At 68.4% G+C, this 25,692-nt stretch carries 30 protein-coding genes and 1 pseudogene; 16 read left to right on the forward strand and 15 right to left on the reverse strand.

Annotated elements, in window-relative coordinates:
- The first annotated feature begins 10 nt into the window (after positions 1 to 10).
- Positions 11 to 202, forward strand: a complete 192-nt coding sequence (locus tag QNI14_RS09755; RefSeq protein WP_283716406.1) for a hypothetical protein — start codon at positions 11 to 13, stop codon at positions 200 to 202.
- Between the two features lie 11 nt (positions 203 to 213).
- On the opposite strand, the gene QNI14_RS09760 is transcribed toward QNI14_RS09755, so the two are convergent.
- Positions 214 to 852, reverse strand: coding sequence for a TetR/AcrR family transcriptional regulator (locus QNI14_RS09760; protein WP_430539267.1), 639 nt, complete (start codon positions 850 to 852; stop codon positions 214 to 216).
- A gap of 71 nt (positions 853 to 923) precedes the next feature.
- Between QNI14_RS09760 and QNI14_RS09765 the strand changes: the two genes are divergently transcribed.
- A complete protein-coding gene (locus QNI14_RS09765; protein ID WP_283716408.1) occupies positions 924 to 1,748 on the forward strand; it encodes a sugar phosphate isomerase/epimerase family protein in 825 nt (274 codons plus the stop codon).
- The gene (locus QNI14_RS09770) at positions 1,745 to 2,875 is read left to right on the forward strand and encodes a Gfo/Idh/MocA family protein (RefSeq protein ID WP_283716409.1); all 1,131 of its coding nucleotides are present in this window, start codon (positions 1,745 to 1,747) and stop codon (positions 2,873 to 2,875) included. Before QNI14_RS09765 ends, QNI14_RS09770 begins: the two co-directional genes overlap by 4 nt.
- A gap of 60 nt (positions 2,876 to 2,935) precedes the next feature.
- Here QNI14_RS09770 and QNI14_RS09775 read toward each other — a convergent pair whose 3' ends face one another.
- Together QNI14_RS09775 and QNI14_RS09780 are read right to left on the reverse strand one after the other, a co-directional pair.
- Positions 2,936 to 3,331, reverse strand: coding sequence for an arsenate reductase ArsC (locus QNI14_RS09775; RefSeq protein ID WP_283716410.1), 396 nt, complete (start codon positions 3,329 to 3,331; stop codon positions 2,936 to 2,938).
- 22 nt (positions 3,332 to 3,353) lie between these two features.
- The gene (locus QNI14_RS09780) at positions 3,354 to 4,016 is read right to left on the reverse strand and encodes an arsenate reductase/protein-tyrosine-phosphatase family protein (RefSeq protein ID WP_283716411.1); all 663 of its coding nucleotides are present in this window, start codon (positions 4,014 to 4,016) and stop codon (positions 3,354 to 3,356) included.
- Positions 4,017 to 4,066: 50 nt separating this feature from the next.
- Between QNI14_RS09780 and QNI14_RS09785 the strand changes: the two genes are divergently transcribed.
- On the forward strand, positions 4,067 to 4,726 hold the full coding sequence (locus QNI14_RS09785; RefSeq protein ID WP_283716412.1) for an aquaporin: 660 nt from the start codon (positions 4,067 to 4,069) through the stop codon (positions 4,724 to 4,726).
- A gap of 2 nt (positions 4,727 to 4,728) precedes the next feature.
- Here QNI14_RS09785 and QNI14_RS09790 read toward each other — a convergent pair whose 3' ends face one another.
- Entirely contained in the window at positions 4,729 to 5,250 is a 522-nt protein-coding gene (locus QNI14_RS09790) for a GNAT family N-acetyltransferase (protein WP_283716413.1), read from the reverse strand.
- A gap of 87 nt (positions 5,251 to 5,337) precedes the next feature.
- On the opposite strand from QNI14_RS09790, the gene QNI14_RS09795 reads away from it, so the two are divergent.
- Positions 5,338 to 5,628 carry a DUF7882 family protein gene (locus QNI14_RS09795; RefSeq protein ID WP_488192549.1) on the forward strand — a complete coding sequence of 97 codons (291 nt, stop codon included), beginning with the start codon at positions 5,338 to 5,340 and terminating at the stop codon, positions 5,626 to 5,628.
- A 7-nt stretch (positions 5,629 to 5,635) separates the two neighbouring features.
- On the opposite strand, the gene QNI14_RS09800 is transcribed toward QNI14_RS09795, so the two are convergent.
- The 3 genes and pseudogenes from QNI14_RS09800 to QNI14_RS09810 form a co-directional block, all read right to left on the reverse strand.
- Positions 5,636 to 6,352, reverse strand: coding sequence for a putative zinc-binding metallopeptidase (locus tag QNI14_RS09800; protein ID WP_283716737.1), 717 nt, complete (start codon positions 6,350 to 6,352; stop codon positions 5,636 to 5,638).
- Positions 6,353 to 6,379: 27 nt separating this feature from the next.
- A pseudogene (locus QNI14_RS09805) lies at positions 6,380 to 6,595 on the reverse strand (zinc-ribbon domain-containing protein); the annotation flags it as partial.
- Between the two features lie 61 nt (positions 6,596 to 6,656).
- Entirely contained in the window at positions 6,657 to 7,544 is an 888-nt protein-coding gene (locus QNI14_RS09810; RefSeq protein WP_283716415.1) for an SDR family oxidoreductase, read from the reverse strand.
- Between the two features lie 174 nt (positions 7,545 to 7,718).
- Here QNI14_RS09810 and QNI14_RS09815 point away from each other — a divergent pair, with 174 nt between their 5' ends.
- Positions 7,719 to 9,518 carry a glycoside hydrolase family 15 protein gene (locus tag QNI14_RS09815; protein ID WP_283716416.1) on the forward strand — a complete coding sequence of 600 codons (1,800 nt, stop codon included), beginning with the start codon at positions 7,719 to 7,721 and terminating at the stop codon, positions 9,516 to 9,518.
- Between the two features lie 31 nt (positions 9,519 to 9,549).
- On the opposite strand, the gene QNI14_RS09820 is transcribed toward QNI14_RS09815, so the two are convergent.
- From QNI14_RS09820 to QNI14_RS09830, 3 genes are read right to left on the reverse strand one after another with little or no spacing between them, the layout of a single operon-like run.
- A complete protein-coding gene (locus QNI14_RS09820) occupies positions 9,550 to 11,097 on the reverse strand; it encodes a GMC family oxidoreductase (RefSeq protein ID WP_283716417.1) in 1,548 nt (515 codons plus the stop codon).
- Positions 11,094 to 12,485, reverse strand: coding sequence for an alpha/beta fold hydrolase (locus tag QNI14_RS09825; RefSeq protein ID WP_283716418.1), 1,392 nt, complete (start codon positions 12,483 to 12,485; stop codon positions 11,094 to 11,096). Before QNI14_RS09825 ends, QNI14_RS09820 begins: the two co-directional genes overlap by 4 nt.
- The gene (locus QNI14_RS09830; RefSeq protein WP_283716419.1) at positions 12,482 to 13,381 is read right to left on the reverse strand and encodes an SDR family oxidoreductase; all 900 of its coding nucleotides are present in this window, start codon (positions 13,379 to 13,381) and stop codon (positions 12,482 to 12,484) included. The genes QNI14_RS09825 and QNI14_RS09830 overlap by 4 nt, the downstream gene beginning before the upstream one ends.
- A gap of 174 nt (positions 13,382 to 13,555) precedes the next feature.
- Between QNI14_RS09830 and QNI14_RS09835 the strand changes: the two genes are divergently transcribed.
- A complete protein-coding gene (locus QNI14_RS09835) occupies positions 13,556 to 14,743 on the forward strand; it encodes an NAD(P)/FAD-dependent oxidoreductase (protein WP_283716420.1) in 1,188 nt (395 codons plus the stop codon).
- A 20-nt stretch (positions 14,744 to 14,763) separates the two neighbouring features.
- On the opposite strand, the gene QNI14_RS09840 is transcribed toward QNI14_RS09835, so the two are convergent.
- Positions 14,764 to 15,252 carry a DUF6328 family protein gene (locus QNI14_RS09840; RefSeq protein WP_283716421.1) on the reverse strand — a complete coding sequence of 163 codons (489 nt, stop codon included), beginning with the start codon at positions 15,250 to 15,252 and terminating at the stop codon, positions 14,764 to 14,766.
- Positions 15,249 to 15,521, reverse strand: coding sequence for a DUF7218 family protein (locus QNI14_RS09845; protein WP_283716422.1), 273 nt, complete (start codon positions 15,519 to 15,521; stop codon positions 15,249 to 15,251). The genes QNI14_RS09840 and QNI14_RS09845 overlap by 4 nt, the downstream gene beginning before the upstream one ends.
- A 132-nt stretch (positions 15,522 to 15,653) precedes the next feature.
- Here QNI14_RS09845 and QNI14_RS09850 point away from each other — a divergent pair, with 132 nt between their 5' ends.
- The 8 genes from QNI14_RS09850 (at position 15,654) to QNI14_RS09885 (ending at position 22,559) form a co-directional block, all read left to right on the forward strand.
- Positions 15,654 to 16,127 carry a transglycosylase SLT domain-containing protein gene (locus tag QNI14_RS09850; RefSeq protein ID WP_283716423.1) on the forward strand — a complete coding sequence of 158 codons (474 nt, stop codon included), beginning with the start codon at positions 15,654 to 15,656 and terminating at the stop codon, positions 16,125 to 16,127.
- Positions 16,124 to 17,104, forward strand: a complete 981-nt coding sequence (locus QNI14_RS09855; protein ID WP_283716424.1) for a cation efflux transmembrane domain-containing protein — start codon at positions 16,124 to 16,126, stop codon at positions 17,102 to 17,104. The genes QNI14_RS09850 and QNI14_RS09855 overlap by 4 nt, the downstream gene beginning before the upstream one ends.
- A 54-nt stretch (positions 17,105 to 17,158) precedes the next feature.
- Positions 17,159 to 19,540 carry a phosphoketolase family protein gene (locus tag QNI14_RS09860; RefSeq protein WP_430539275.1) on the forward strand — a complete coding sequence of 794 codons (2,382 nt, stop codon included), beginning with the start codon at positions 17,159 to 17,161 and terminating at the stop codon, positions 19,538 to 19,540.
- Positions 19,541 to 19,616: 76 nt separating this feature from the next.
- Entirely contained in the window at positions 19,617 to 20,417 is an 801-nt protein-coding gene (locus tag QNI14_RS09865) for an SDR family oxidoreductase (RefSeq protein WP_283716426.1), read from the forward strand.
- Entirely contained in the window at positions 20,414 to 20,587 is a 174-nt protein-coding gene (locus QNI14_RS09870) for a multidrug transporter (RefSeq protein WP_283716427.1), read from the forward strand. Before QNI14_RS09865 ends, QNI14_RS09870 begins: the two co-directional genes overlap by 4 nt.
- Positions 20,584 to 21,777, forward strand: coding sequence for an NAD(P)/FAD-dependent oxidoreductase (locus QNI14_RS09875; RefSeq protein WP_283716428.1), 1,194 nt, complete (start codon positions 20,584 to 20,586; stop codon positions 21,775 to 21,777). The genes QNI14_RS09870 and QNI14_RS09875 overlap by 4 nt, the downstream gene beginning before the upstream one ends.
- A gap of 13 nt (positions 21,778 to 21,790) precedes the next feature.
- Positions 21,791 to 22,000: a hypervirulence associated TUDOR domain-containing protein gene (locus tag QNI14_RS09880; protein ID WP_283716429.1), complete on the forward strand. Its 210-nt coding sequence runs from the start codon at positions 21,791 to 21,793 to the stop codon at positions 21,998 to 22,000.
- A gap of 103 nt (positions 22,001 to 22,103) precedes the next feature.
- Complete coding sequence (locus QNI14_RS09885; protein ID WP_283716430.1) at positions 22,104 to 22,559, forward strand: SRPBCC family protein; 456 nt, start codon at positions 22,104 to 22,106, stop codon at positions 22,557 to 22,559.
- Between the two features lie 216 nt (positions 22,560 to 22,775).
- On the opposite strand, the gene QNI14_RS09890 is transcribed toward QNI14_RS09885, so the two are convergent.
- Entirely contained in the window at positions 22,776 to 23,123 is a 348-nt protein-coding gene (locus tag QNI14_RS09890; protein WP_283716431.1) for an ArsR/SmtB family transcription factor, read from the reverse strand.
- 91 nt (positions 23,124 to 23,214) lie between these two features.
- Between QNI14_RS09890 and QNI14_RS09895 the strand changes: the two genes are divergently transcribed.
- Positions 23,215 to 24,525, forward strand: coding sequence for an FAD-dependent oxidoreductase (locus QNI14_RS09895; RefSeq protein WP_283716739.1), 1,311 nt, complete (start codon positions 23,215 to 23,217; stop codon positions 24,523 to 24,525).
- 59 nt (positions 24,526 to 24,584) lie between these two features.
- Here QNI14_RS09895 and QNI14_RS09900 read toward each other — a convergent pair whose 3' ends face one another.
- Positions 24,585 to 24,983: an arsenate-mycothiol transferase ArsC gene (locus QNI14_RS09900; protein WP_283716432.1), complete on the reverse strand. Its 399-nt coding sequence runs from the start codon at positions 24,981 to 24,983 to the stop codon at positions 24,585 to 24,587.
- 19 nt (positions 24,984 to 25,002) lie between these two features.
- Positions 25,003 to 25,677, reverse strand: coding sequence for an arsenate reductase/protein-tyrosine-phosphatase family protein (locus QNI14_RS09905; protein WP_283716433.1), 675 nt, complete (start codon positions 25,675 to 25,677; stop codon positions 25,003 to 25,005).
- Between the last annotated feature and the right edge of the window lie 15 nt (positions 25,678 to 25,692).

The following is a 25,692-nucleotide window of genomic DNA, read 5'->3' on the forward strand; positions in this document are numbered from 1 at the left end:
GGATGCACTCATGGTGGAGCGCGTGGTCTACGAGCGACCGGATGGCCGATGGGGATGGCTGTTGCGCGAGAAGGAGCAGGTCATCGCCGCCGACGGCAGCGCGGGCTACCTGAGTGAAGCCTACGCCCGGCAGATGTCCGACCGTGTCCTGTCGGGGTCGTACGCGAGCGCGCGGGTGTCGGTGCGTCGCATCCACCGCTGATCCCAGAGCGGTCACTCGGGAGGGTGCAGCAGCGCCCCGAACGCGCGGAGCGTCGACTCGAGCCCGACCGAAGGATCGAGCAGCCACTGGATCTGCAGACCATCGGATGCCGCGATGAGCAGCGCCGCGAGGTGCTCTGCTGACACGTCGGTGCGGACCGTGCCTTCCTCCTGTTGCGCTCGGAGGCTGGTGGTGAGCTCGCCGCGCAACCGCTCGAAACGGTTAGTGAAGAACTCGCGTCCAACCTCGTTGCGACTCTCGAGCGATGCCGCGAGCAATGTGGAGTAGAGCGTGACGAGGCCGGGGACCTCGACGTTGCGGGTCGCCGCGTGCACCATCGTGTCGATACCGGCGACGAGCTCGGGCGGATCGATGTGGTGATGCTCCGCGTGCGCATACACGGCGACGAGCAATTGCTCGCGGGAGTCGAAGTAGTGGAGGAGTGCGGCGTGCGAGACGCCGATCGCCTCCGCGATCTTGCGGAGCGATGTACCGTCGGCCCCGCGATCGCGAAACACCTCGATGGCGCGATCGAGGATCTCCTGACGTCGCGCCACGCCTTTCGGCTGCAACCCGCGGCGCCCGATGACGGCATCCTCTTCGACTCCCACGGCGACAGGGTAACCCGAATCCGGGATAAACCTCCACATGGAGGTTTTTCGTGTTATCGTCGTGCCATGCCGCACTGCGGCATCCGACAACGACGTACGAAGGAAGTTCCATGGCTCTGCCACTCGCTTCAGTGCAGCTGTACTCCCTGGCGAAGGAGTTCAGCGCCGACATGTCCGGTTCGCTCGACAAGCTGGCGGCGATCGGCCTGCGCAACGTCGAAGCGTTCGACTTCGTCGGCCGGCCCGCTGAGATCCGCGCGGCGCTCGACGCCAGCGGCCTCGCCTCGCCCACCGGCCACGCCCCGCTCCTCTCCGACGAGCTGTGGACGCCGGACGGTGCGATCCCCACCCCCGCTCCCGAGGTCGTGTTCGCAGCAGCCGCCGAGATCGGCATCAAGACGGTCATCGACCCGTTCGTCGCCCCCGAGCGCTGGCTCACCGAAGACGGTGTCGCCGACATCGCCGAGCGCCTCAACCGCGCCGCCGAGAAGGCCGCCGAGTTCGGCCTCACCGTCGGCTACCACAACCACGCGCAGGAGTTCGTCGCGGACTTCGGCGGCCAGAGTGCCTACGAGCGCTTCATCGAGCTGACCGACGACCGCGTCGAGATCGAGCTCGACCTGTTCTGGGCCCTCACCGGCGGCCAGGACGTGCCCGCGCTCGTCAGCTCGCTCGGACAGCGCCTCGTCGCCGTGCACGTCAAGGACGGCATCGTCCCGACGTCGAACCCCTGGGCTCCCGGCGCCGAGAGCTTCGGCTCCGACACGCTCGACCAGCGCCGCGCCGGCACCGGCGAGGTTCCGCTCGCCGCCGCGCTGCAGGCGAACGACGCGATCAAGTTCGCCGTCATCGAGTACGACAAGGCTCCGGGCGACGTGTTCGAGGACATCGCCGCGTCGTACGCCTTCCTCCGCGAGGGTGGGTTCATCGCATGACCGGTCCCGTCGGAGTCGGCATCGTCGGTGCCGGTGTCATCAGCCAGACTTATCTCGAGAACCTCACGTCGTTCCCCGACGTGAAGGTCGTCGCCATCGGTGACGTCATCCCCGAGCGTGCCAAGGCGAAGGCCGAAGAGCACGGCGTGCCCGCGTGGGGCACGCTCGAGGACGTCCTCTCGAACCCCGACGTCGAGCTCGTCGTCAACCTGACGATCCCGCAGGTGCACATCGAGGTCTCGTCGGCCGCGATCGCCGCGGGCAAGCACGTCTGGACCGAGAAGCCGCTCGGCCTCGACCGCGAGGGCGCTCGTCAGCTGCTCGCCGACGCCGCCGCCAAGGGCGTCCGCGTCGGCTCGGCGCCCGACACGATCCTCGGCCCGGGGTTCCAGACCGCCAAGCGTGCGATCAACGAGGGTGTCATCGGACAGCCGCTGTTCGTGCAGACCGCGTTCCAGACGCAGGGGCCCGACCTGTGGCATCCCGAGCCCGCGTTCCTCTTCGCGAACGGCGCCGGTCCGCTGCTCGACATGGGGCCGTACTACTTCTCGGCCCTCGTCAGCCTGCTCGGCCCGATCGCCGGTGTGGCCGCGCGCGGGTCGCGCTTCCGCACCGAGCGGACGATCCACACGGGTCCCCGCGCGGGTGAGACCTTCCCGGTCGAGGTTCCCTCGTCGGTGCAGGTGCTCTCGAGCTTCGAGGGTGGCCAGCACGGCACGCACCTCGTGAGCTTCGACTCGGCGCTCGAGCGTCACGGCGTGGTCGAGATCCACGGCACCGAGGGCTCGATCGTCCTGCCCGACCCGAACATGTTCGCCGGTCGCACCGCCTACGTGAAGCCGCTCGGTGTGCTCCGCGACGGCATGAAGACCGAGCAGGAGTGGATCGAGGTCGAGCAGCAGGGCACGGTCGTCGGCCGCGGTCTCGGTGTGCTCGACATGGTCCGCGCCATCGCCGAGGACCGCCCGCACGTGGCGACCGGCGAGCTCGGCTTCCACGTCCTCGACGTGCTGCTGTCGGCGCAGGCTTCGGCCGAGACCGGCGCGTACCTCGAGATCGAGAGCACCGTCGCACCGGTGCCCGCCGTCCCGGCGGACTTCGACCCGTTCGCGCAGACGCTCGTCTGATCCCGCACGCATGATGCCCCCGGCCGTTTCGGTCGGGGGCATCGTCGTGTTCGCGGGGTGTCAGGCGAGGCTGGCGATGAGCGCCTCGACCCGACCCTTGATCTCGTCGCGGATGCGGCGGACCGTGTCGACGTCCTGTCCGGCGGGGTCGTCGAGCTCCCAGTCCTCGTAGCGCTTGCCGGGGAAGATCGGGCACGCGTCGCCGCAGCCCATCGTGATGACGGCGTCCGACTCGCGGACGGCGTCGACGGTCAGCACCTTGGGCTGTTCGTTCGCGATGTCGATGCCCTCTTCGGCCATCACCGCGATCGCGACCGGGTTGATCGCATCTTTCGGCGCTGAGCCGGCGGATCGGACGTCGATGCGGTCGCCGGCGAGGTGCTGCAAGTAGCCGGCGGCGATCTGGGACCGTCCGGCGTTGTGCACGCAGACGAACAGCACGGTGGGTCGGGTCATGGTTGTTCCTGTCGGGTTGGGGTCACGCGGCGGTGACGAAGGGTGCGAACACGTCGATGCGTCGGCGGAGGTCCGTGAATGCGGCTTCGAACGCCCGGTCGGTGCCGGATGCCGCCGGGTCGGGGACCGACCAGTGCAGGTCGCCGTCCCCGAGCAGCTCGTGCGCGTTGTCGCAGACCGCGATGCGCAGGTCGTCATCGTGGGCGACCTCGTCGATCAGGCGTGGCACTGCATGGGAGAGATCGAGGCCGTGCGCAGCGGCGACACGGACAGCGCCCGGGGCCACACGCTCGGCGGGGACGGTGCCGGCGGATGCTGCGGGGATGTCGCTCCGGTCGCGCCACAGGTGCTCGGCCAGCTGCGAGCGTGCCGAGTTGGCGGTGCAGACGAACAGGACACGCCGGACGGAGATGGGGGCGCCGACGACGTCGGTCGCGGCGGACATGAGGTGCAGGTAGCTGCGACGACGGTCGCCTTCGGAGCGGGAGCGGCTCGTGAGTCCCGCCTCTGCCAGCACGCCGAGGTGGTGTGCCAGCAGGTTCGAGCTGATATCGAGTCGGTGCTGGAGCTCGCTCGGCGAGCGGTCGCCGAGCCGCAACAGGTCGATGATCCGAAGTCGCGTGGGGTCGCCGAGCGCCGCGTGCCGTGCGGCGCGCGCGTGCAGGTCGTCGAGTTCGCTGGTCATTGCCTCAATCTTCGTTGAGGTACTGTGAGGGCGTCAACCTGAGGAGCACGATGTCCACCAGATCCCGCATCAGAGCAGCCGCGGCTGAGGCCCTCGGCACGGGCCTGCTCGTCGCGATCGTCGTGGGTTCGGGCGTCGCGGCATCCCGATTGTCCGACGATGTCGGTGTGCAACTGCTCGCCAACAGCCTCGCCACGGCGTTCGGGTTGACCGTGCTGATTCTGGTGTTCGGCCCTGTCTCGGGCGCCCACTTCAACCCCGTGGTCACGCTGGTCGATGCGGTCCGCGGCGGCCGTGGTCGTGATGCGGGAGCCTTCGTCGGCGCGCAGCTTGTCGGCGGTGTCGGGGGAGCGGTGCTCGCGAACCTCATGTTCGAGGTGCCGACCGCGTTCTCGACGACGGGGCGGGGCGGGTGGGGTGTGTTGCTCGCCGAGGTGGTCGCGACCGCCGGGCTCGTGCTCGTCGCCTTCGCGCTCACTCCGCGAGGAGCGATCGTCGCGCCCGCGGTCGGGGCGTACATCGGTGCCGCGTACTGGTTCACGAGCTCGACTTCGTTCGCCAACCCGGCGGTGACCGTCGGGCGGATGTTCACCGACACCTTCGCCGGCATCTCGCCGGCATCCGTCCTCCCGTTCGTCGCAGCGCAGCTCGTCGGCGCTGCGATCGGACTGGGGCTCGTGCGTGCGTTCGTCCCGCGCCGCCAGGCCTGAGATCAGTCGCGACCGTTGAGGGGGCTGCGGCGTTCGATGAGGATCGTGTCGCGCCAGGTACCGGCGTGCGGTCCGGCGGCGGCGCGCGCGATGCGTTCGCGGCGACCGACCTCACGGAAGCCCGCGGTTGCGTGCAGGTGCAGGCTCGCTGCATTCTCGGCGAAGACGCTCGACTGGATCGTCCAGACGCCGTGCAGCTCGGACACGGCGATGAACGCGGACAGCAGGGCGCGCCCGACGCCGCGGCCGTGCGCCCGCTCGGCGACGTACACCGAGTGTTCGACGACGCCGCGGTAGACCTCGCGGGTCGAGACGGCGGATGCCGCGACCCAGCCGACCACGCCGCCCGTGTCGTCGACGGCGACGAGTCGCCCGAACCGCAGTTTGCCCGCATCGAAGGCGTCCCACGTCGGCGTCGCCGATTCGAAGGTCGCGTTGCCTGCCTCGATGCCTTCGCGGTAGATGTCCTCGACGGCCGCCCAGTCTGCCCGTGTCATCTCCCGCACCTGCGTCACGAGCAGCATCCTCCCACGGTCTCGAGGGGTGGACGATCGGCACGGGCGCGTCATCCGACCCACGTATAGTCGATGGCGGGAACAAGGGGACACCACATGGCGCGATTGATCTATCACGGGAGCAACGTCCTCGAGATGAGTGACCGCACCCTCGCGCACGTCGAGGCGGTCGTGTCGTCGAAGCTCCGTCGTGGGGAGTCCTTCATGCTCACCGCCGCGACGAGTGCGCACGAGGGGAGCGGGCGGACGACGATTTGGGTCAATGCCGCCAGCAACCTCGCGTATCGGTACCGACGCGACCGCCCCGCGCTTGACCGGACGTGGCTGGAGGAGTTGCGTACTTCGGCGAATTCCCCGGGCGGCATGCACCTGCCGGAAGAACGGTGAGTCGGGCCTAGGTTCGTTGCTTTCGTCGCCGCACGAGCGTGTCGACGAACGTCAGCTTTTCGATCACGCGGTCAGGCAACGTGAACGGGTAGAAGTCGGGCTGACCGAGCGAGCGGTTCATGACGTTCATCGATGTCGCGAGCGGGAGCCACGTGCTGCGCACGACCTCGTCGAACGCCGCGCCCGCTTGCGGAGGCCCGATGAGCCCGAACGCCTTCGCGGTCTCCATCGCGTCCTGCAGGTGGAGATAGTGGGCCCACGTCTCCGCGAAGTCCTCGTACGGATGCATCGTCGCGTACTCGCTCAGGTATTCCGACTCCCAGCCTGCCGGTGCGCCGTCGCCGTAATGCGCGTCGATCGCCGATTGATAGTCGGCTCGCTCGTCGCCGAAGAGGTCGCGCACTTCGGCGATGAGCCCGGTCCGTTCGAGCAGGGACCATTCGAAGTAGTGACCGCTCTCGTGTCGGAAGTGGCCGAGCATCGTGCGATACGGCTCCGCCAAGCGGGAGCGGATGTCCTCTCGACGGCTGTGGTTGCCTTCCGCGACATCGATCGTGATGATTCCCTGCGCATGTCCGATCGTGACGTCCTCATTCGTGCTCGAGAGGAGGTCAAACCGCAGACCCGGGTCGCCATCGGCGGCACCGTCGAGCGAGAGCCCCAGGCGGGTGAGGTCCCGGATGAGATGACGCTTGGCGCGCTCCGCTGCCGGGTAGATGGTCATTCCATCGAGATCTACGTCGTTCGGTCGCGTCCGAGTGCGTGCACAACTTGCGCAATCTCCAGGCGCAGCTACGAGCCAGTTGCAGCCGGAGATCGTCGCCTGAGCACACCGGCGGTGCCCGCCAGTGACGATGGCCATCGTGTCTGTGGCGAGGTCGTAACCGATCTCAGTTCCGCACCGCTCGCACGTCGTCGAGTCGAAGAACACTTCGGCGGCGCAGGTACCGCACGCGAATCGTCGCATGTCGTCCTCTCTCCGTCCTCGCCGGGTCCGTCGCAGCGACGGACCCGGCTGACCCGACTGGTCAGTGCGTCGGCATCCCGCCGGTCACGGCGATCGTCTCACCGACGACGTAGCTCGACTCCTGTGAGGCGAGGAACACGAACGGCGGCGCGAGTTCGACCGGCTGCCCGGCGCGACCGATCGGGGTCTGCTCGCCGAAGTGCTCGATCTTCTCGTTCGGCACGAATGCCGGCTGCAGCGGCGTCCAGATCGGTCCCGGTGCGACGCCGTTGACGCGGATGCCACGCTCGATGAGCTGCTGCGACAGCGCGCGCGTCCAGTTCGCGATCCCGGCCTTCGACACCGCATACTCGGCGAGCGACGGTGACGGGACGAATCCCTGGATCGACGAGGTCGTGATGATCGCGGCGCCGGGCGGGAGGTGCTTCGAGGCCGCCTTCGTCAGCCAGAACAGCGGGTAGATGTTGGCGCCGAGCACATGGTCGAGGGTCTTCGTCTCGAAGTCGTCGATGCTGTCGACCGTCGGCATCGTGCCCGCGTTGATCACGAGGATGTCGAGGCCGCCGAGCGCCTCGACCGTCTTCGTGACGATGTCGATGTTCGTCTGCTCGTCCTGCAGGTCACCGGGGAGCAGGACCGCGGTGCGTCCTTCGGCCTCTATGAGTGCGGCCACCTCTTCCGCTTGCGACTGCTCCTCAGGAAGGTAGCTGAGGGCGACGTCGGCGCCCTCGCGCGCGTAGGCGATCGCGACCGCACGGCCGATGCCGGAGTCGGCGCCGGTGACGAGCGCCTTGCGTCCGGGCAGACGACCGAAGCCGACGTATGACGTCTCGCCATGGTCGGGTGCCGGATCCATCTTGTGGATGTCGCCGGGTCCCTTCTGCTGCTGCGGCGGGAACGGTGGACGCGGGAACTGGGTCGTCGGGTCCTGCATCGTGTACATGTCCATCGAGGATTCCTCTCGGTCGTCGTCGGCGACGGTACGCGGCCGACCGGCCTGTCAGAGGGGGCTTGCTCCGCGGCATCCGCATTGCTAACCGTCCCGGCGCACGTGTGCGTACCGATCGGGCGCGGAACGCGCAAGCCCCGGCCACCAGTCGCGCCGCGGACATAACGTGACAACATGCCGACTTCGGATGCCACCGCCCTTCGCGACTACGCACCGATCGGCGACGGCCGCACGATCGCACTCATCTCGCGAAACTGTCGGGTCGATTGGATGCCGCTGCCGAACCTCGATTCCACGCCGGTGTTCGCGCGACTGCTCGACGACCGGACCGGCGGGTGCGTCGATCTCGAACCGACCGATCCGTATGAGGTGACGCGCCGGTACGCGGCGCGGACGAACGTCCTCGTGACGACGTTCACGACAGCGAGGGGGCGCGCCCGTGTCACCGATGCACTCGTGAGCGGCGTGGCGGGACGCCTGCCGTGGGCGGAGTTCGCACGTCGCGTCGAGGGTGTCGACGGTGAGGTCGAGTTCACATGGCGGGTGCGGCCGGGAACCAGGCTGCAGACCGCGAGTCCTTGGCTCGAGAGCGTGGGTGGCCACCGCATCCTGCGGGTCGGCTCGACGACGCTCGCGGTCGTCGGAGATGCGCACGGGGAAGCACGCACCGACGACGGCGACGACGGTCCCGCCATCCACGGCACGTTCACGACCGCAGCAGGATCGTCGCATCTCGTTGTCGTCGTCGCGACCGACGGTGAGCCCCTCCATTTGCCCGATCCCGACAACGTGTACCGCAGTGTCGAGCGCACGATCTCGGGCTGGCGCGAGTGGTCGCGAGAGTTCGGCTACGAGGGGCCGTGGGCAGACGCCGTCCAGCGCAGCGCCCTCGCGCTCAAGCTCCTCGTGTACGCGCCGACCGGCGCGATCGCCGCGGCAGCCACAACGTCGCTTCCCGAGAATCCGCGCGGTGGGAAGAACTGGGAGTACCGCCTGGCCTGGGTGCGCGACCTCGCCTACACCGCGCATGCCCTCGTGCGCTTCGGGCTCCGAGAGGAGACGCACGCAGCGATTTCGTGGATGCTCCGCACGATCCGCGACCATGGTCCCGATCTCGAGGTCATGTACGACCTGCGCGGTGATTCGGTGACCGGCGTGCACCACTACGAGGTCGACGGTTGGAAGGGCATCGGTCCCGTTGTCACCGGTAACCCCGCGCACGATCAGCTGCAGCTCGGCGTCTACGGTGATCTCTTCGCCATCTGCCGCACGTACGTCGACGCCGGCAATGTGCTCGACATCGCGACCGGCCGCATGCTCGCCGACATGGCTGACCGCGTGTGCGATCTGTGGCGCAACCCCGACTCCGGCATGTGGGAGCTCCCCGAGATTCGCCATTACACCTCGTCGAAGATGGGCTGCTGGCAGGCGCTCCGCGATGCCGTGCACCTCGCGGAGCAGGGTGCCATCCCGGGGAGCTCGGCGCGATGGGCGTCCGAGCAGGAACGCGTCGCCGACTGGATCCACACCGAGGGGTGGTCGGACGAGGTCGGCGCGTACGTGATGTTCCCGGGGTCGAACGACCTCGACGCGTCGGTGCTGCTGCACGCGGAGAGCGGCTTCGACCGGGGCGAGCGGATGTCGCGCACGATCGATGCGCTGACCGGCCGCCTCGGGTCCGGCGCACTCCTCTATCGCTACACGGGGATGGAGCAGGAGGAGCACACCTTCGTGGCCTGTGCATTCTGGCGGGTCGGCGCGTTGGCCTGTGTCGGCCGCCACGACGAAGCGCTCGCCGCAATGGACGAACTGATCGGGCAAGCGAATGACGTCGGCATCTACGCCGAGATGATCTCGGCCGAGGACGGGTCGTTCTGGGGCAATCTGCCGCAGGCGCTCAGCCACCTCGCCCTCGTGAGCGCCGCGCTGACGATCCGCGACCTCGTGCCCGAGCAGGCGCTCGACGGGCGCTGAGGTCTCCGCTTCGCGCCGGCTCGCGAGGGCGTCAGCGACCGGCGAGCATCGCGTCTGCCGTCCGCAGGCCGAGCGCCATCTGGGTGAGGCCCGGGTTCGCGGACAGCGCGCTCGGGAAGGTCGAGTTGTCGCAGATCCAGAGGTTGTCGATGTCGTGACTGCGCCCGATCCCGTCGACGACGCCGTCTGCAGGATCGGCGCTCATCCGGCAGGTGCCGAGCGTGTGCGCGGTGCGCGCGAACACACGGGTGCTGCGCGCGCCGGCCGCCTCGAGGATGCGGGTCATCGTCCCGATCGCGTGCGTCTCGATCGCCTTCTCGTTCTCGCCCGCCGAGAACAAGATCGAGGCCCTCGGCATGCCCCATTCGTCGACCTCGTCGGTGAGCTCGAGTCGATTGCGGTCGGCGGGCAGGCATTCCGCGTTCATCCCGATACCCGCGCTGTACCGGTAGGCATCGAGCTCATCCATCAGCTCCGAACCCCACAGCCCCCCACCGCGGACGAGGAGGGTGGCATACATGAGCGGCATCACGCCGAGACTCTGCAGCAGGTAACCACCCGCGAACGGCGCTCCCTCAGGCCGCACGAAGTCCTCGGTGATGAGCGCCGACGGATATCCCCGGTATCCGCGGATCTGCTCGTCGAAGCGCCCCCAGACCTGTACCGAGCCATGCGCGAGGAAGTTGCGGCCCACCTGCCCGCTGCTGTTCGCGAGGTCGTTGTGCAGCAGCAGTCTGGGTGTCTCGACACCCCCACCGGCGAGCACCAACGCGGCGCACCGCTGGCGCACGTCGCGCCCGGCCTGGCGGTAGACGACGGCCGACACGCGTCCGTGCCGATCGCGCTCGATCGTGTGCGCGAATGCCTCGGTCCGGATCTCGGCACCCGCGGCGACCGCCGCAGGGAGGTACGTGATCGCTGTCGTCGCCTTCGCGCCGTGCCGCTCGCCTTGGTGGATCGATCCGACGTTCGTCGTGGCGTGCCGCCGACCGTGGTGCGGCTGCTCGTGGTCGCGCGTGATGATCGCGGCAGGGGCATCGGCGGCACGGATGCCGAGGTCGCGGCATCCGTCTGCCATCAGTGCCGCGGGGGCGTTCCGGCTCGGTGGCGCGTACCCGTACGACCGTGACGGGTCCCACGGATACGGGGTTGGACCTGATACCCCGATGTCGGATTCGACGATGCGCACGTACCTCAGCAGCTCGTCGGGATCGAGGGGCCAGTCGCGACCCACGCCGCGTTCCGTGCGCAGGCGCAGGTCGCGGGGGTCGGGGCGCGGGGTGAACGCGCCCCAGTGCAGCGTGCTCCCGCCGAGGCCGAAGCCGCTGTTGTTCGAGCCGAACGCGGTCGGCGTCTCGCCGCCGCTCAGTCGCTCCGACATCCAGTTGATGTCGGTCGCGTCGACCTCGTCGGGGGTGAAGCCTTCGGGGTCGTGGTCAGGTCCCGCCTCGAGCGCGACAACGCGCAGGCCGTGTTCGGCGAGCCGCGCGAGCACTGGTGCCCCGCCAGCTCCGGTTCCGACGACGACCACATCGACGAGGTCATCGACGTCGTACCGGCGCATCGATGTCAGGTTCATTCGGTGGGTGCTCCGATTCGGGTTCGTGCTGCGTCGTCGCCGAGCTCGGCGGGTTCCCAGTCGTCCCGAGACCCTGCAGCGAGTGATGCGTAGCCGGCGGTCGCGGGATCTGCCGACCCGGTCGCGAAGCCGGAGTACCCGATCCGTGCGAGCGAGGCCGGATGGATGAGCCACACCCGGGCGAGGTCGAACCGCACGTCCTCGAACCAGCGCCGCATCCCGTCCGGGTCTGTCACTCCGGCCACAGGCTCCCCGGCGATCACGGCTGCGATGAGGGTGTCCTGCGCGTGGCTCTCAGACGGCCAGACGTGACGGAGCACGTCGAGCCCGCGTCTATACGCCTCGCCGTCCGTCGGTGCGCCGGCAGGGCGCCACCCGTCGCCGCCACCCGTGGCGAGCGTGGCGTCGACCCGCGCCGCGAGGTCGAGGGTTGATCCCTCGGGCTGGGGAACGAGACGGGCTGCGATCTCGCGCAGGAGTTGTAGGTGAGGGTCGTCTAGCACGCGAGGCTCGTAGTGCGGGTCATCCGGGACGGCCCGCGCCGCGAGCGCACGCCGCGCCCGCGCGACGGTGCGCTCCGATGCGATGAGGCGGGCCCATGCGTCCGGCACGGCAGCAGCCTGCAAGCACGCTTCCGACCAGAGATCGACGATCGCCTCGGCCACCGCGCCGGCGCGCTCGTACGAGAGCAGGTGCCCCGCACTGGAGAGCGTACGAAAGCGCGCCCGCGGGTACACGCCGCTCAGCAGCTGCGGTTGCGCCGCCGCGCCGAGCGCTTCGTCCTGATCGCCGGCGACGACGATGCAGGGCAGGTCGAGCGCACCGATGCCTTCGCGGAGATCCTCCAGGCTGCCTTCCTCGAGCCAGCGAGCCCACGCGAGGGGAGACGTCGCGCGAACGGATGCCACGAGGCGGTCCTCGTCCGCCATGGATAGGGGCGCACCGACGTTGTCGTGCACGAACGTGCGAGCGTCGGCTTCGCCGATGGGCCCGCGTTCGATCCACGATCGCATCTGCTCACGCTTCTCATCGGGCATTGGTTCCGGGCCCGGGGGAGACGGTGCGAGGAGCACGACTCCCATGAGCCCGAAGACGGGGACGCCACCTGCCAGAGCCCGCGCGGCGAGACGGGTCGCGACCTTGCCGCCCATGCTGTGCCCGCACAAGAGCCACCGCTCACCCTGCAGATGCGCCTGGATCTTCGTGAGCGCGGCATCCACCTGTGCATCGACAGAGCCGTCGTCCGCGTCGGGAGCGCCCCCGTGGCCGGGGAGCTCAACCGGGACGACGCGGAACCGGTCGTCGAGCGCTGCGGCGACGGGCGCCGCGGCGGCGGCATCCAATCCCAGACCGGGCAGGAAGAAGACGGTGCATTCGGGAGCCGTCACGGCGTGACCATGCCGCCGTTCACGCTCAGCGTCGAGCCCGAGACGTAGCTCGCCTCGGCCGAGGCGAGGTAGACGTAGGCGGATGCCAACTCGGCGGGCTGTCCGGCGCGCTGATACGTGTTCTCGTCGTCGAAGTGCGTCATCTGCTCGTCGGAGACGCCGTCCGACACCTGCAGCGCCGTCCACACCGGTCCGGGAGCGACGACGTTGACACGGATGCCACGCGGCGCCAACTGCACTGCGAGGCCCTTCGAGAGGTTGTTGATCGCCGCTTTCGACGCGGCGTAGTCGAGGCGGTCGGGCGACGGCTCGTACGCCTCGAACGAGGCGGTGTTGACGATGCAGGATCCGGGCTGCAGGTGCGGAAGTGCCGCTTTGGTGATCGCGAAGTTCGCGAACAGGTTCACGCGGAACGTGGCTTCGAATTGGTCCTCGTCGAGGTCTTCCACCCGTGCGATCGCGATCTGCTTGCCGGCGTTGTTCACCAGGATGTCGAGTCCGCCGAGCGCGTCGACCGTCTCGGCGACGAGGCGGTGGCACGCCGCGCGATCGGAGATGTCGACGGCGATCGCCGTGCCGAGGCGGCCGGCGTCGGAGATCAGTCCGAGAACGTGCGCCGCGTCTTCTTCTTCGCCCGGCAGGTGCGCGATGACGACGTCGGCGCCCTCGCGCGCGAACGCGATGGCGACCGCCGCGCCGATGCCCGAGTCGCCGCCGGTGATCAGGGCCTTCCGCCCCTCGAGGCGGCCTGAACCGACGTAGGACTGTTCACCGAGGTCGGGCACCGGCGTCATGCGGCTCTGGAGCCCCGGCTCGGGTTGATGTTGCAGCGGCGGCTCGACTCGCGCGTACTTCGTGATCGGATCTTCGAGGGCGGGGTTCTCACTGGAAGGCATGCGCTCACGCTAGGTGCGATCGGGCGCTTCCGAATGGGGCTGGCGTTCGACGCGAATCCGATCTAAGCGACGGCGGGATGGTCGCCCACCTATCGGGATCGCATCGCGATGTAAAGGGTCGCGCGATGGCGTCCCGAGGTGCATAGCGTCGCACTGCATCGATCGGAGGAACATATGCAGACGCAGACGTACGAGTACCTCATCATTGGCGGTGGCATGGTCGCGGATGCCGCAGCCCGCGGCATCCGCGAACGAGACCAGACCGGCACGATCGGCATCCTGAGTGCCGACGTCGACCCGCCGTACACACGGCCCGCGCTGTCGAAGAAGCTCTGGACCGACCCCGACTTCACGTGGGAACAGGTGCCGCTCGACACGGAAGCGGCGACCGGCGCCGAGATTCGGCTCTCGACGCTCGTGACCGCGATCGACCGCTCCGCGCAGACCGTGACCACAGCCGAGGACGAGGTCTTCGGATACCGCCGGTTGCTGCTCGCGACCGGTTCGACGCCGAAGACGATCTCCGCACCCGATGACGAGCGCGTGCTGTTCTTCCGCTCGGCGGAGGACTACCGCACGCTCCGCGAGCTCGCGGGTCGCGGTGGGCACTTCGTCGTGGTCGGTGGCGGCTACATCGGCACCGAGATCGCGGCGGCGCTCGCCGGGAACGGTGTCGAGACGGAGCTGGTGTTCCCGGCAGAGGTGCTGGGCGACGACACGTTCCCGTCGGGCCTCGCACGCCGATACGAGGACCTCTTCCGGAACGGCGGCGTTCAGCTCACGTCGCGCTCTCGGGTGAGCGAGGTGCGCGAGGAGGGCAACGCCTTCCACGTCGTGCTCGACAGCGGAGAGGAACTGCGCGCGGACGTCGTCGTGATCGGCCTCGGTGCCGATCCGGTGATCGCGTTGGCGGATGCCGTAGGACTCGCGACCGATGACGGCGTCCTCGTCGACGAGCACCTCGTCACGAACGATCCCGCGATCTGGGCTGCGGGCGACATCGCCGAGTACCCCGACCCGATCCTCGGCCGCACCCGCGTGGAGCACGTCGACAACGCGGAGGAAATGGGAGCCGCCGCCGGGCGCTCGATGGCCGGGGAGGACGTGCCGTACGCGCACACGCCGTACTTCTACTCGCAGGTGTTCGGGACGCGCTGGGAAGCCGTCGGCACCCTCGACCCCTCGAAGGACCCGCTCGTGGTCGAGCTCGACGAAGACCGGAGCGTTGTGTACTACCGCGACGAGTCCGGGGCACCGGTCGGAGTGCTGCTGTGGAACGTCGAAAAGGCCCGCGACCTGGCGCGTGCCGTGCTCACCGACCGGGTCACCGATCCCGAGCGACTCCGCCTGCGGATCACCTGATCGTGCGCCGTGGGGCGGGCTCAACCGGCCCGACCCCGCGGCCCGACCAGCAGCGAGAAGAGCCCGGCGCTGAAGACGAGCGCCGCGCCGAGCGCGACGAGTCCTGCCGTCCGGTCGAGCGCGAAGTCGACGATGAGGCTTGTGACGCCTGCCGTGAGCACCACGACGATGGCCATGTTCGCGACAAGAATGCGGCCGCCGTCCCGCACGAGGCGGGACTTCACGTGTTTCGCGAAGTGCAGCCGATGGACGACCACCACCGCCAGCCCGAGGAACGTCGAGGCGGCGGCGAGTGCCACGAGAGTGACGTATAGCCCGAGCTGCCACTCGTCGAGTTCAGGGAAGCGCGACTGAAAGGCGACCGCGAGGAGGAACCCGCTGATGAGCTGCGTCCCGGTCTGCGTGACGCGGAGCTCTTGCAGCAGGTCGTTCCAGTTGCGGTCGGCGCGCTCGTTCGCCGTTTCGTTGCGACCGTCGTCCGGAGCGACGTCGCCTGCGGCGCCGCTCAATGCGTCCGCAGCGAGCTGATCAGCTCGCTCTTCTTCAGCTTTGAGTACCCGGTCAGGCCGAGCTCCTTCGCGCGCGAGCGGAGTTCGGGGACCGTCCAGTCCTCGTAGTTGCCCGACTCGCCGCCCTTTCGCCCCACCCGCTTCCGCCCGGCTTTCGTCCCGCCGGTGGCATTCGAGATTCGTGCGGCCTTCTCCTTCGAAGCCCCGCCCTTTCGGAGCTCCTCGTACAGCTCGGGGTCCTTCAGACTCGAGGTGCGATTCTGCGGCATGTCGTGTCTCCTTCCGGCCGGAACGGAGCGGGAGGGTGCTCCATCGAAGCCATTCCGAGCCCAGCGAAGTCTGCCGAGCTCCTCCCGCAAAACCCCATTGACAACGACGCAGCGACGGCGGACATTCTCATCGTGCGACGTCTTCTCTCCGCCCTCGTGGTTGCGCTGATCACGGCGCTCACGGTGACGGGGTGCGGCATCCGGATCCCCACCGACCCTGATGGCACGCTCGATCGCGTCCGCGATACCGGAGTCCTGCGGGCCGGTGCTTCACCCGCCGGCGATGCACTGACGGTGGCGGATGCCACGCCGTCGGGGCCGCTCGTCGAGCTCGTGGACCGCTTCGCGGCGTCTGAGGGGGCCGAGGTCGAGTGGACCGTCGGCGGTGAAGAGGAACTCGTCGGCCGGCTCGAGGCGGGAGCGCTCGACCTGGTGATCGGTGACTTCAGCGAGCAGACGCCGTGGGCCGACCGGGTCTCGGTGACGCGTGGCATCCGCGGCGTCGACGGACTCGGCGATCGCCCGGTGGCCATCCTGCTGCCACTCGGTGAGAATGCGATGCAGGCCGCGCTCGAGGTGTTCATCGACGGCGAGGTCGAGCCGTGAAACGCGGCGGGATCGAGCGCGTCGGACGGACCGACCTGCCGCCGGAGCAGCGCCGCGCCCTGCGAAGCGCCATCCGGTGGGAGTGGTTCACGATCGGCTACACGGTGGTGACCATCGCGCTGATCGCGTTCGTCGTCGGCGGTTCGCAGGCGATGAAGACCGCGTGGATCGAAGACATGCTGTCGTTGATCCCGCAGATCGCCTTCCTCATCGCGTTGCTGTTCATCCGTCGACCGCCGTCGCGGTCGTTTCCGTTCGGACTCCATCGCGTGATGGGCGTCGGTCATCTCGTCGCGGGTGTCGCGCTGTTAGCCGTCGGCGGCAGCCTGGCGGTCGAATCGGCGATCGGACTGATCCGAGCGGAGCATCCGGCGATCGGCACCGTCCGGATCTGGGGGCAGACCGTCTGGCTCGGCTGGTTCATGGTCGCCGTGATGAGCGTCATCGTGATCGGACCATTCATCTACGGGCACGCCAAGTCGAAGCTCGCACCGGTCCTGCACAACAAGGTGCTGTACGCCGACGCCGACATGGCGAAAGCGGACTGGACGACCACCGTGGCATCCATCGTCGGCGTCCTCGGCGTCGGCGTAGGGCTGTGGTGGCTCGACGGTGCGGCGGCGATCTTCATCTCGCTCGGAATCATCTGGGACGGGTACCGCAACGCGCGTGCGGCGATCTTCGACCTGATCGACCAGCGTGCGCGCACGCACGACGACGCGCGCGAGGATCCGCTGGGGGAGCGCATCGTCCGCCGCGTTCGGCGCGAGCGGTGGGTGCGCGACGGCGGTGTGCGGATGCGCGACATGGGACAGGTGTTCCATGTCGAGGTGTTCGTCGTCCCCCGCCGACGCTTCGTCACCGTTCGCAGGATCGAGACGTTGAAGCGGACGGTTGTGGTGCTGGACTGGCGAATGCAGGACGTGTCGATCGTCGTGGTCGCTTCGCTTCCCGAAGAGATCCGCGATCGCTCGTAGCTCCGTGGCGCGATGGCCGCAACCCCGTCACGGACCGGCCTCGGTGCCTGCACGATGGGCGGCATGGACGACGCACGCGCACTCGACGACGACACGCTCGACGCCCTCGACCTGTGGTGCCGCGCAGCCGACTATCTCAGCGTCGGACAGATCTACCTCCTCGAGAACCCGCTCCTTCGGGAGCCGCTGACAGCGGAGCAGGTCAAACCGCGGTTGCTCGGGCACTTCGGTACCGTCCCGGGGTTGAACCTCATCTACGCGCATGCGAATCGGGCCATCCGTGATCGCGACCTCGATGCGCTGTACATCGCGGGTCCCGGCCACGGTGGACCGGGCATGGTCGCGAACGCGTGGCTGGAAGGCACGTACACCGAGCGCTACCCCGAGATCACGACGGATGCCGCGGGCATGCAGCGCCTCTTCCGGCAGTTCTCCTTCCCCGGCGGCATCCCCTCGCATGCCGCACCCGAGACGCCGGGGTCGATCCACGAAGGCGGTGAACTCGGCTACTCGCTGAGTCACGCGTACGGCGCCGCGTTCGACAATCCCGACCTGACGGTGTTCTGCGTCATCGGTGACGGCGAGGCAGAGACGGGACCGCTCGCGACGGCGTGGCATTCGAATAAGTTCCTGAACCCGACCACCGACGGCTCGGTGCTCCCGATCCTGCATCTCAACGGGTGGAAGATCGCGAACCCGACGGTGCTGTCGCGGATCCCGGAGGCGGAGCTGGTCTCGCTGCTGCGCGGGTTCGGTCACGAGCCGATCCTGGTGACGGTGGATGCCGCCGACGAGGCGCGCGACGTGCACCGCCGGTTCGCCGAGGCGATGGACACCGCGCTCGACGCGATCGCAGGCATCCGTGCCGCCGCCGCCGATGGGGACACAGGACGGCCGATCTGGCCGATGATCGTCCTGCGTTCACCGAAGGGCTGGCGCGGTCCTGCAGTCGTCGACGGGCACCCGGTCGAAGGGACCTGGCGTGCGCATCAAGTTCCCGTGAGCGGTGCGCGGGACGATGCCGAGCATCGGGCGGTCCTCGAGGAATGGCTCCGGTCGTACCGCCCCGCGGAACTGTTCGACGAGACCGGCCGGCCGATCGCGCCGATTCGCGCGCTCGCACCCGAAGGCGAGCGGCGGATGTCGGCGACGCCGCGCGCGAACGGCGGTCTGCTGCGAGCCGATCTCCGGCTGCCCGACATCGAATCGTTCGCACAGCACGTCAACCGGCCCGGCGCGGTCGACGCGGGCGCGATGTCGGTGCTCGGCGAGTGGCTGCGGCAGGTGATCGACGACAATCCGCAGACCTTCCGCCTGTTCGGGCCCGACGAGGTGGCATCGAACCGGCTCGCCCCGGCGGTGTACGAGGCGAGCCCGCGTCAGTGGGTCGCGGCATCCGATCCACTCGACGAGCACCTCGCGAGAGCCGGACGGATCATGGAGGTGCTGAGCGAGCACCAGTGTCAGGGTTGGCTCGAGGGATACCTGCTCACTGGGCGGCACGGCGTCTTCACGTCGTACGAGGCCTTCGTTCACATCGTCGATTCGATGTTCAACCAGCACGCGAAATGGCTCGAATCTGCGGCCGAGGTCGAGTGGCGCGCGTCCATCGCCAGCCTGAACTACTTACTGTCGAGCCACGTCTGGCAGCAGGACCACAACGGCTTCACGCACCAGGACCCGGGCTTCCTCGATGTGGTGCTCAACAAAAGCCCCGACGTCGTCCGTGCGTATCTGCCCATCGACGCGAACACCCTGCTCGCGACGATGGCGCACTGTCTGCAGACCACGGATTGCGTGAACGTCGTGGTCGCGGGAAAGCAGCCGACCCCGCAATGGCTCGACATGGATGCCGCCGTCGCGCACGTCGAACGCGGCATCGGCGTCTTCGACTGGGCCGGCACGGACGGCGACCCCGATGTGGTGCTCGCGGCCGCGGGGGACGTGCCGACCACCGAGGTCATCGCGGCCGCGGACCTCCTGAGGACGGTCGCGCCGGATGTCGCTGTGCGCGTGGTCAACGTCGTCGACCTCTTCCGGCTGCAGCCGCCCGACCTTCACCCGCACGGCCTCCCCGAGGCGGAGTTCGACGCGCTCTTCCCGCCAGGTGTGCCGACCGTCTTCGCGTATCACGGCTATCCGTGGACCATCCACCGGCTCGCTTACCGTCGCGCGGCGCATGCAGATCTGCACGTGCACGGGTATCGGGAGCGTGGGACGACGACGACCCCGTTCGACATGCTCATGCTGAACGATCTCGACCGGTTCTCGCTCGCGACGGACGCGTTGCAGCGGCTGCCGGGCGGCGGTGAGCGATTCGCGGACGCGATCGACGATCTGGCCGAGCGTCGCGACCGTGCGGGTGCGCACACGCGGGAGTTCGGCGTCGACCACGCCGAGATCACCGAATGGCGGCTGGGCGACGAACGGCGGTGAGCGTCGCGCGTTATCGGCTCAGGCGCGGGATGTAAAGGGTCGCGAAGTTGTGGGTGGGACTGCATAGCGTCGCGGCATGAGCGATTTCTCCCCGAAGCATGCCATCGTGACCGCCTCGGACTCCGGCATCGGTGCGGCGACCGCCATCGCGCTCGCCGAAGCCGGAATGGACGTCGGGGTCACGTGGCATTCGGACGACGAGGGTGCTGCGCGCACGGCGGACGCCGTCCGCGCTCGCGGGCAGCGGGCCGTGGTCGCACAGTTCGACGCGACCGACTTCGACGCAGTCCCCGGTGTGATCGACGGTCTCGCAGACGAGCTGGGCGGGCTGGACGTGCTCGTGAACAACGCGGGTGGCGGCGCGGGCGGCCCGTTCCTCGACCTCGACCTCGACGCGTGGCGCAAAGACATCGCGCTCAACCTCGACGGTGCGTTCCTCACGCTCCACACGGCGGCGAAGCGGATGGTGTCGGCAGGGCGTGGTGGTCGACTGATCGCGGTGACGAGCGTCCACGAACACCAACCGCGGACGGGGTCGGCCGCGTACGTCGCGGCGAAGCACGGGCTCGGCGGCCTCATCAAGACGATGGCGCAGGAGCTCGGCGCGCACGGCATCACCGCGAACTCGGTCGCGCCTGGCGAGATCGCGACGCCGATCAACGACATGGATGCCGACGACGCGGCGAACACGCACCGGCCCGGCATCCCGCTCGCCCGCCCCGGTCACCCGGACGAGATCGCCGACGTCATCCGCTTCTTGGCCTCGGCGCGGTCGTCGTACGTGACCGGCGCGAGCTGGGTCGTCGACGGCGGCATGCTGCAGATGGGGCCGCAAGCGGGCTCGCACCTCGAGTCGGACGAATGGCGGAACGGATGAGCGAGAAGCGGTCGCGCGAGCGGCATGAAGAATTGACTGCCGCGCCGAAGGCCACGGAGGACGACGCCGCGCCTCGTATCGACGTCACCAAGCGCGGCGACGTGACCCGGATCGACGTGCGTGACGATGCCGCAGTGCGGCCCGGTCGAGGACAGGAGGGGAGCTCGTGAGCGGATCACGCGCGGACCGCCGCATCGTCGTCATCGGTGGCGGCAACGCCGGGCTGTCGATTGCAGGGCGGCTGCAGCGACGTCGCCGCGGTGAGGTCATCGTCATCGAACCCCGGATTTCGCACGTGTACGCGCCGCTGCAGTCGCACATCGCTGGTGGCGTCGCGCGTGTGTCCGAGGCGACCCGCCCGCAGTCGCGCGTGACGCCGAAGGGCGTTCGGTGGGTGCAGGACACGGTGACCGCGGTCGCCCCTGAGCGCAGTGCCGTGGTGCTCGCCTCGGGCGTGACGATCGGGTACGACGACCTGGTCATCGCCGCCGGCATCGAGCAGAACTGGGACAGCGTGCCCGGACTCGCCGCCGCGATGGCGGACGAGCGAGGCGTGTCGAACTACACCCTCGAGCTCGCGGCGAAGGCGTCGCGTGCCCTCCGCGATCTGACGAGCGGAACCGTCGTCTTCACCCAGCCACCTGAGCCGGCCTCGGCTGCCGGCGTCGCGCAGAAGCCCATGTATCTGGCCGCGCAGTGGTGGCGGTCGAAGGGGGTCGCGCGCGACATCCGGATGGTCTTCGTGTCACCCGAGCCCACCGCATTCGCGAATCCGTCGGTGTCCGCGGAGTTGCAGCGCAAACTGGATGAGTATGGCATCGAGACGCGGTTCTCGTCTGACCTGCTCGAGGTGGATGCGGACCGTCGCGAGGTGACGATCGGCCGTGGCATCCACCGGGAAACCATCGCCTACGACCTGCTGCACGCGGCGCCGCCGCAGCGCGCCGCGGGCTGGATCGCCGAGAGCGGGCTGGCCGATGCGGACGGGTTCGTCGACATCGACCCGCGGACGTTGCGCCATCGCACGCACCAGAACGTGTGGGCGCTGGGGGATGCGGCAGGCGTGCACACCCGCCGTTCCGGCGGTGCCATCCGGAAGCAGGCGCAGACACTGGCGAAGAATCTCGCGGATGCCACTGCCGGTCGCCCGCTTAGCGCGGCTTATGACGGGTACACCGTGACCCCGTTCACAGTCAGTCGGCGCACGGTCGTCTTCGCGGAGTTCGACGGCGACGACCGTCTGCAGACGACCGTCCCGTTCTGGAAGACGCTGTATCGCGAACGTCGCCTGACCTGGATCTTCGACCGACACATCCTGCCGAAGGTGTACTGGCACCTCATCCTGCGAGGGCTCGCGTGAGAAAGGACGAAACATGACGTTGTCGAAGGGTGACCGGGTGAGCTGGTCGACGTCGCAAGGACGCACGCGCGGGAAGGTCGTCGAAGAACGGACGCGCGACTTCCAGTTCGAGGGCCAAAGGTTCACCGCTTCGGCCGACGAGCCGGCCTACATCGTCGAGTCGGAGAAGACCGGCGCAAGGGCCGCGCACAAAGGCTCGGCCCTCCGCAAACTGAAGTCCTGATCCGCCCGGTGCTCGAGCGGCCAGGATGTTGTCAACCCCCGCGGCGGCTCGGCCGCGACGCGTTCAGATAGGACCTCCAACCGATTACGTGAGGAGCACACCCATGGGTCAGATCATCGAGACCATCGACGTCGCCGTCCCTGTCCGGACCGCGTACAACCAGTGGACGCAGTTCGAGTCGTTCCCGGCGTTCCTCGACGAGGTGAAGTCGATCACACAGACTGATGACACGCACACCCGTTGGACGGTCAACGTCGGCGGTGTCGAGCGCGAGTTCGACGCCGAGATCACGGAGCAGCACCCGGACGAGCGCGTCGCATGGAACAGCGTCGGCGGTGACACCGAGCATGCGGGCGTCGTAACGTTCCACAAGCTGAGCGACACCGAGACCCGCGTGACCGTGCAGCTGGACTGGGAACCCGAGGGACTGGCCGAGAAGATCGGGTCCCTCATCGGCGCCGGCGGTCATGCCGTCAAGAAAGACCTCAAGAACTTCAAGCAGTTCATCGAGACGCGAGGCGACGCGACGGGCGCGTGGCGAGACGACGTCGACGCGTGACCCTCGCGGTCGCGCTCAGCGGTAGTTGACGAACTGCCCCGGGGTGGTTGAGGCTCTCGGGCCCACGTAGAGATCCCCGGATTTCCGCGGATGTTCGAGAGCCAACTGATCGGGTGGAAACCACCAGATCGGGCATGTTGCGGACTTTTTGCGGACTTCGCGGACTCGCTCCGGTCTCCAGAACGGGCCGGGGTCCGGCAGACCTCCCGGTCGCGACTATCCCCGGAGCGCTGCCGCGGCGGTGTCGAGTGCCTCGGTCGCCACGCGGTAGTACGCCCAGCGTCCTCGCTGTTCGCGAGTCGCGAGCCCTGCATCGACGAGCTGTTTCATGTGATGTGACACCGTCGGCTGTGACAGGCCCACGGGCTCGGTGAGATCGCACACACACGCTTCACCGTCGGGGGACGCGGCGATCAACGACAGCAGCCGGATTCGTGTCGGATCGCCGAGGGCCTTGAAGGTCTTGGCGGTCCGCTCGGCATCTTCGGCAGAAATGACGCCGCTGATGACGGTGCCACAGCAGCCGTCGAGGGCCTCGGGTAGGAGGGGCAGCGTCGTGGACATGGGTCGATCCTCTCACGTCATATTGACATCTGTCGATACATCGATCAGTCTCTATCCATTGATTGTCGTCGATGTGAGATTGGAGGCCACGGTGGACGCAATGTTGCCAGTGGTGGTGATCGGTGCAGGGCCGCAGGGGCTCGCTGCGGCGGCGCATCTGGTCGAGAGGAACGTGCCTGTCGTCGTGCTTGAGGCGGGGGACACCGCCGCGTCTGCCGTCCGCGAGTGGGGACACGTTCGGTTGTTCTCGGAATGGCCCGAACTGATCGACGGCGCCAGCGCGCGGCTGCTGTCACAGACGGGCTGGGAGGCGCCGACGTCAGGGTTCCCGACCGGTGCGCAGTGGATCGAGCAGTACCTCGCCCCGCTCGCTACCGCGCTGGGTGATCGTGTCCGGTTCGGAGCTCGTGTAACGGGTGTGTCGCGGCGAGGTCGGGATCGACTTGTCGACGCCGATCGAGGATCGCATCCATTCACAGTCCATGTCCGTGACGCGGCAGGGGACGAACATCGGCTCGAGGCGCGTGCGGTTCTCGACGCGTCCGGCACGTGGTCCACTCCGAATCCTGCCGGCGCGAATGGGCTCCCCGCACTTGGAGAGGCACGCGCCGCCGATGTCCTGTCATACCGGATCCCCGATTTCCGTGATCGGAGCGGATTCGAGGGCAAGCACACGATCGTCGTCGGGTCCGGGCACTCAGCGGTGACGGCCGTGCTCGCGCTGGCGCGCATGGTTCGCAGGGACCCGTCCACGTCGGTGACGTGGGTGCTGCGTCGGGTAACAGCCGATAACGCGTTCGGCGGTGGGGACGCGGATGACCTTCCCGCACGCGGCGCGCTCGGGATGCGAGCCAAGGAGTTCGTCGACGCGGGACTTGTCACGATCGCCACCGGCTTCCGCGTAGAGCGTGTTGAGCGGAACGAAGACCGCGCCATCCTGACCGCCGAGGACGGTCGCAAGCTCGAAGCGGACCGCGTCGTCGTTCTGACCGGATTCCGTCCGGACCTCTCTTTCCTGTCAGAGATTCGACTCGAACTGGATCCGACGTTGCAAGCGCCCGTGAGGGTGGCGGTCGAGATCGACCCGAATATTCACTCGTGTGGTTCCGTCGCGGCGACCGGCGCCGCTGATCTCGCGCAACCCGAACCCGCCTTCTACCTTGTGGGCGCGAAGTCCTACGGACGCGCCCCGACATTCCTTGCTCTCACCGGGTACGAGCAGGTGCGCAGCGTCGTTGCCGAACTCGCCGGCGACCATGAAGCCGCGCGCCGGGTGGAATTGTCGCTCCCAGAGACCGGGGTCTGCGGAGGCGCCGGGCTGTTCGACGCCGCCGGGCCCATCGGGGGAGCATGCTGCGCGCCCCCGGTCCTGCAGATCGGAAGGATGCCGGCAGCTGTGTAAGCCCGCCGTTCAAACAAGTGTGGGCGCCACCTGGTCTGGTGGCGCCCACACTCGTTTCGTCAGCGGTTGAGAAGCGTTGCCTCGATCTTCTCGGCAACGGCTTCACGAAGGGGACGGACCGCATCCGCGTCCCATGCCGCCGGATTGGGGAACGACCACTCCAGCACCTCACCGCGCGGGCGCGACGGGAGCTCAAGCCCGGGCTTCATGAGGACCACGACGTCGGCCTCATCGAGATCCGACTCGGTCACCGCGCGCGGGACGCGGTCGGTGATGTCCATGCCAAGCTCGGCGACCGTCGCTGCGACCGCGGGGTTCACGGCGTCAGCCGGTGCAAGTCCGGCGGAGGTCGCGGTGAACCGGTCTCCCGCGAGGTGCTCGAGCAGCGCTGCACCCAGCTGTGAGCGGCCGGCGTTGTGCTGGCAGATGAACAGGACGGTCGGGGCTGTGGTGGTCATGCGTGATTCTCGTTTCGGGTCAGGTGGTAGCGAGTCTGGTGGCGAGGTCGGAGATGCGGCGCTCGAGCTCGTCGTATGCGGTGTCGAAGGCGTCGTCGCTTCCTGTACGGACAGGATCAGGAATGGACCAATGCAAGTCACCGCTGACCCCGAGCTCCTCGTGCGCACTGTCGCACACCGTGATGACGAAGTCGGACTCGGTCAGCACCGACTCGAGCGGCTGGGGCTTCCCCTCGGCGAGGGGCAGCGAATGGCGCTCGGCGGTCGCCACAGCGCCGGAGGCAATGTGCTCCGCAGGGTGCGTGCCCGCCGACGTGGCAGGAATGCTGCTGCGGGTGGCCCACAATGCCGCGGCGAGTTGAGAGCGCGCCGAGTTCGCCGTGCAGACAAAGACCACGCGCTGTGCGCGCTCGGTACGGCCCGGGATCAAGTCGGCCAGCGCGGACGCAGTCAGATGCACGTAGCTCCGCCGCTTGTCCGCCTCCGAGCGTGACCGGGCGACCATGCCCACCGTCTCGAGAACGTTCAAGTGGTGCGACACCAAATTCGAGTTCATCCCCATAGCGACCGCGATCTCCGTCGGCGACAGATCGCCGAGCGTGAGGAGATCCACGATTTGCAAACGCGACGGATCGCCGAGTGCGGAATGCCGCGCGGCACGCATCTCCAGGTCTTGATTTTGCTCAACTTTCATTGACTCAATCTTGAC

It is taken from the genome of Microbacterium dauci (genome assembly GCF_030065535.1).
Classification (GTDB): domain Bacteria; phylum Actinomycetota; class Actinomycetes; order Actinomycetales; family Microbacteriaceae; genus Microbacterium; species Microbacterium dauci.

What these genes read in the sequence shown, in the direction of transcription:
- QNI14_RS09755 (WP_283716406.1), top strand. Translation starts at nt 11, where the DNA reads ATGGTGGAGCGCGTGGTCTACGAGCGACCGGATGGCCGATGGGGATGG.
- QNI14_RS09760 (WP_430539267.1), bottom strand. Translation starts at nt 852, where the DNA reads ATGTGGAGGTTTATCCCGGATTCGGGTTACCCTGTCGCCGTGGGAGTC.
- QNI14_RS09765 (WP_283716408.1), top strand. Translation starts at nt 924, where the DNA reads ATGGCTCTGCCACTCGCTTCAGTGCAGCTGTACTCCCTGGCGAAGGAG.
- QNI14_RS09770 (WP_283716409.1), top strand. Translation starts at nt 1,745, where the DNA reads ATGACCGGTCCCGTCGGAGTCGGCATCGTCGGTGCCGGTGTCATCAGC.
- QNI14_RS09775 (WP_283716410.1), bottom strand. Translation starts at nt 3,331, where the DNA reads ATGACCCGACCCACCGTGCTGTTCGTCTGCGTGCACAACGCCGGACGG.
- QNI14_RS09780 (WP_283716411.1), bottom strand. Translation starts at nt 4,016, where the DNA reads ATGACCAGCGAACTCGACGACCTGCACGCGCGCGCCGCACGGCACGCG.
- QNI14_RS09785 (WP_283716412.1), top strand. Translation starts at nt 4,067, where the DNA reads ATGTCCACCAGATCCCGCATCAGAGCAGCCGCGGCTGAGGCCCTCGGC.
- QNI14_RS09790 (WP_283716413.1), bottom strand. Translation starts at nt 5,250, where the DNA reads ATGCTGCTCGTGACGCAGGTGCGGGAGATGACACGGGCAGACTGGGCG.
- QNI14_RS09795 (WP_488192549.1), top strand. Translation starts at nt 5,338, where the DNA reads ATGGCGCGATTGATCTATCACGGGAGCAACGTCCTCGAGATGAGTGAC.
- QNI14_RS09800 (WP_283716737.1), bottom strand. Translation starts at nt 6,352, where the DNA reads ATGACCATCTACCCGGCAGCGGAGCGCGCCAAGCGTCATCTCATCCGG.
- QNI14_RS09810 (WP_283716415.1), bottom strand. Translation starts at nt 7,544, where the DNA reads ATGGACATGTACACGATGCAGGACCCGACGACCCAGTTCCCGCGTCCA.
- QNI14_RS09815 (WP_283716416.1), top strand. Translation starts at nt 7,719, where the DNA reads ATGCCGACTTCGGATGCCACCGCCCTTCGCGACTACGCACCGATCGGC.
- QNI14_RS09820 (WP_283716417.1), bottom strand. Translation starts at nt 11,097, where the DNA reads ATGAACCTGACATCGATGCGCCGGTACGACGTCGATGACCTCGTCGAT.
- QNI14_RS09830 (WP_283716419.1), bottom strand. Translation starts at nt 13,381, where the DNA reads ATGCCTTCCAGTGAGAACCCCGCCCTCGAAGATCCGATCACGAAGTAC.
- QNI14_RS09835 (WP_283716420.1), top strand. Translation starts at nt 13,556, where the DNA reads ATGCAGACGCAGACGTACGAGTACCTCATCATTGGCGGTGGCATGGTC.
- QNI14_RS09845 (WP_283716422.1), bottom strand. Translation starts at nt 15,521, where the DNA reads ATGCCGCAGAATCGCACCTCGAGTCTGAAGGACCCCGAGCTGTACGAG.
- QNI14_RS09860 (WP_430539275.1), top strand. Translation starts at nt 17,159, where the DNA reads ATGGGCGGCATGGACGACGCACGCGCACTCGACGACGACACGCTCGAC.
- QNI14_RS09865 (WP_283716426.1), top strand. Translation starts at nt 19,617, where the DNA reads ATGAGCGATTTCTCCCCGAAGCATGCCATCGTGACCGCCTCGGACTCC.
- QNI14_RS09870 (WP_283716427.1), top strand. Translation starts at nt 20,414, where the DNA reads ATGAGCGAGAAGCGGTCGCGCGAGCGGCATGAAGAATTGACTGCCGCG.
- QNI14_RS09880 (WP_283716429.1), top strand. Translation starts at nt 21,791, where the DNA reads ATGACGTTGTCGAAGGGTGACCGGGTGAGCTGGTCGACGTCGCAAGGA.
- QNI14_RS09885 (WP_283716430.1), top strand. Translation starts at nt 22,104, where the DNA reads ATGGGTCAGATCATCGAGACCATCGACGTCGCCGTCCCTGTCCGGACC.
- QNI14_RS09890 (WP_283716431.1), bottom strand. Translation starts at nt 23,123, where the DNA reads ATGTCCACGACGCTGCCCCTCCTACCCGAGGCCCTCGACGGCTGCTGT.
- QNI14_RS09900 (WP_283716432.1), bottom strand. Translation starts at nt 24,983, where the DNA reads ATGACCACCACAGCCCCGACCGTCCTGTTCATCTGCCAGCACAACGCC.
- QNI14_RS09905 (WP_283716433.1), bottom strand. Translation starts at nt 25,677, where the DNA reads ATGAAAGTTGAGCAAAATCAAGACCTGGAGATGCGTGCCGCGCGGCAT.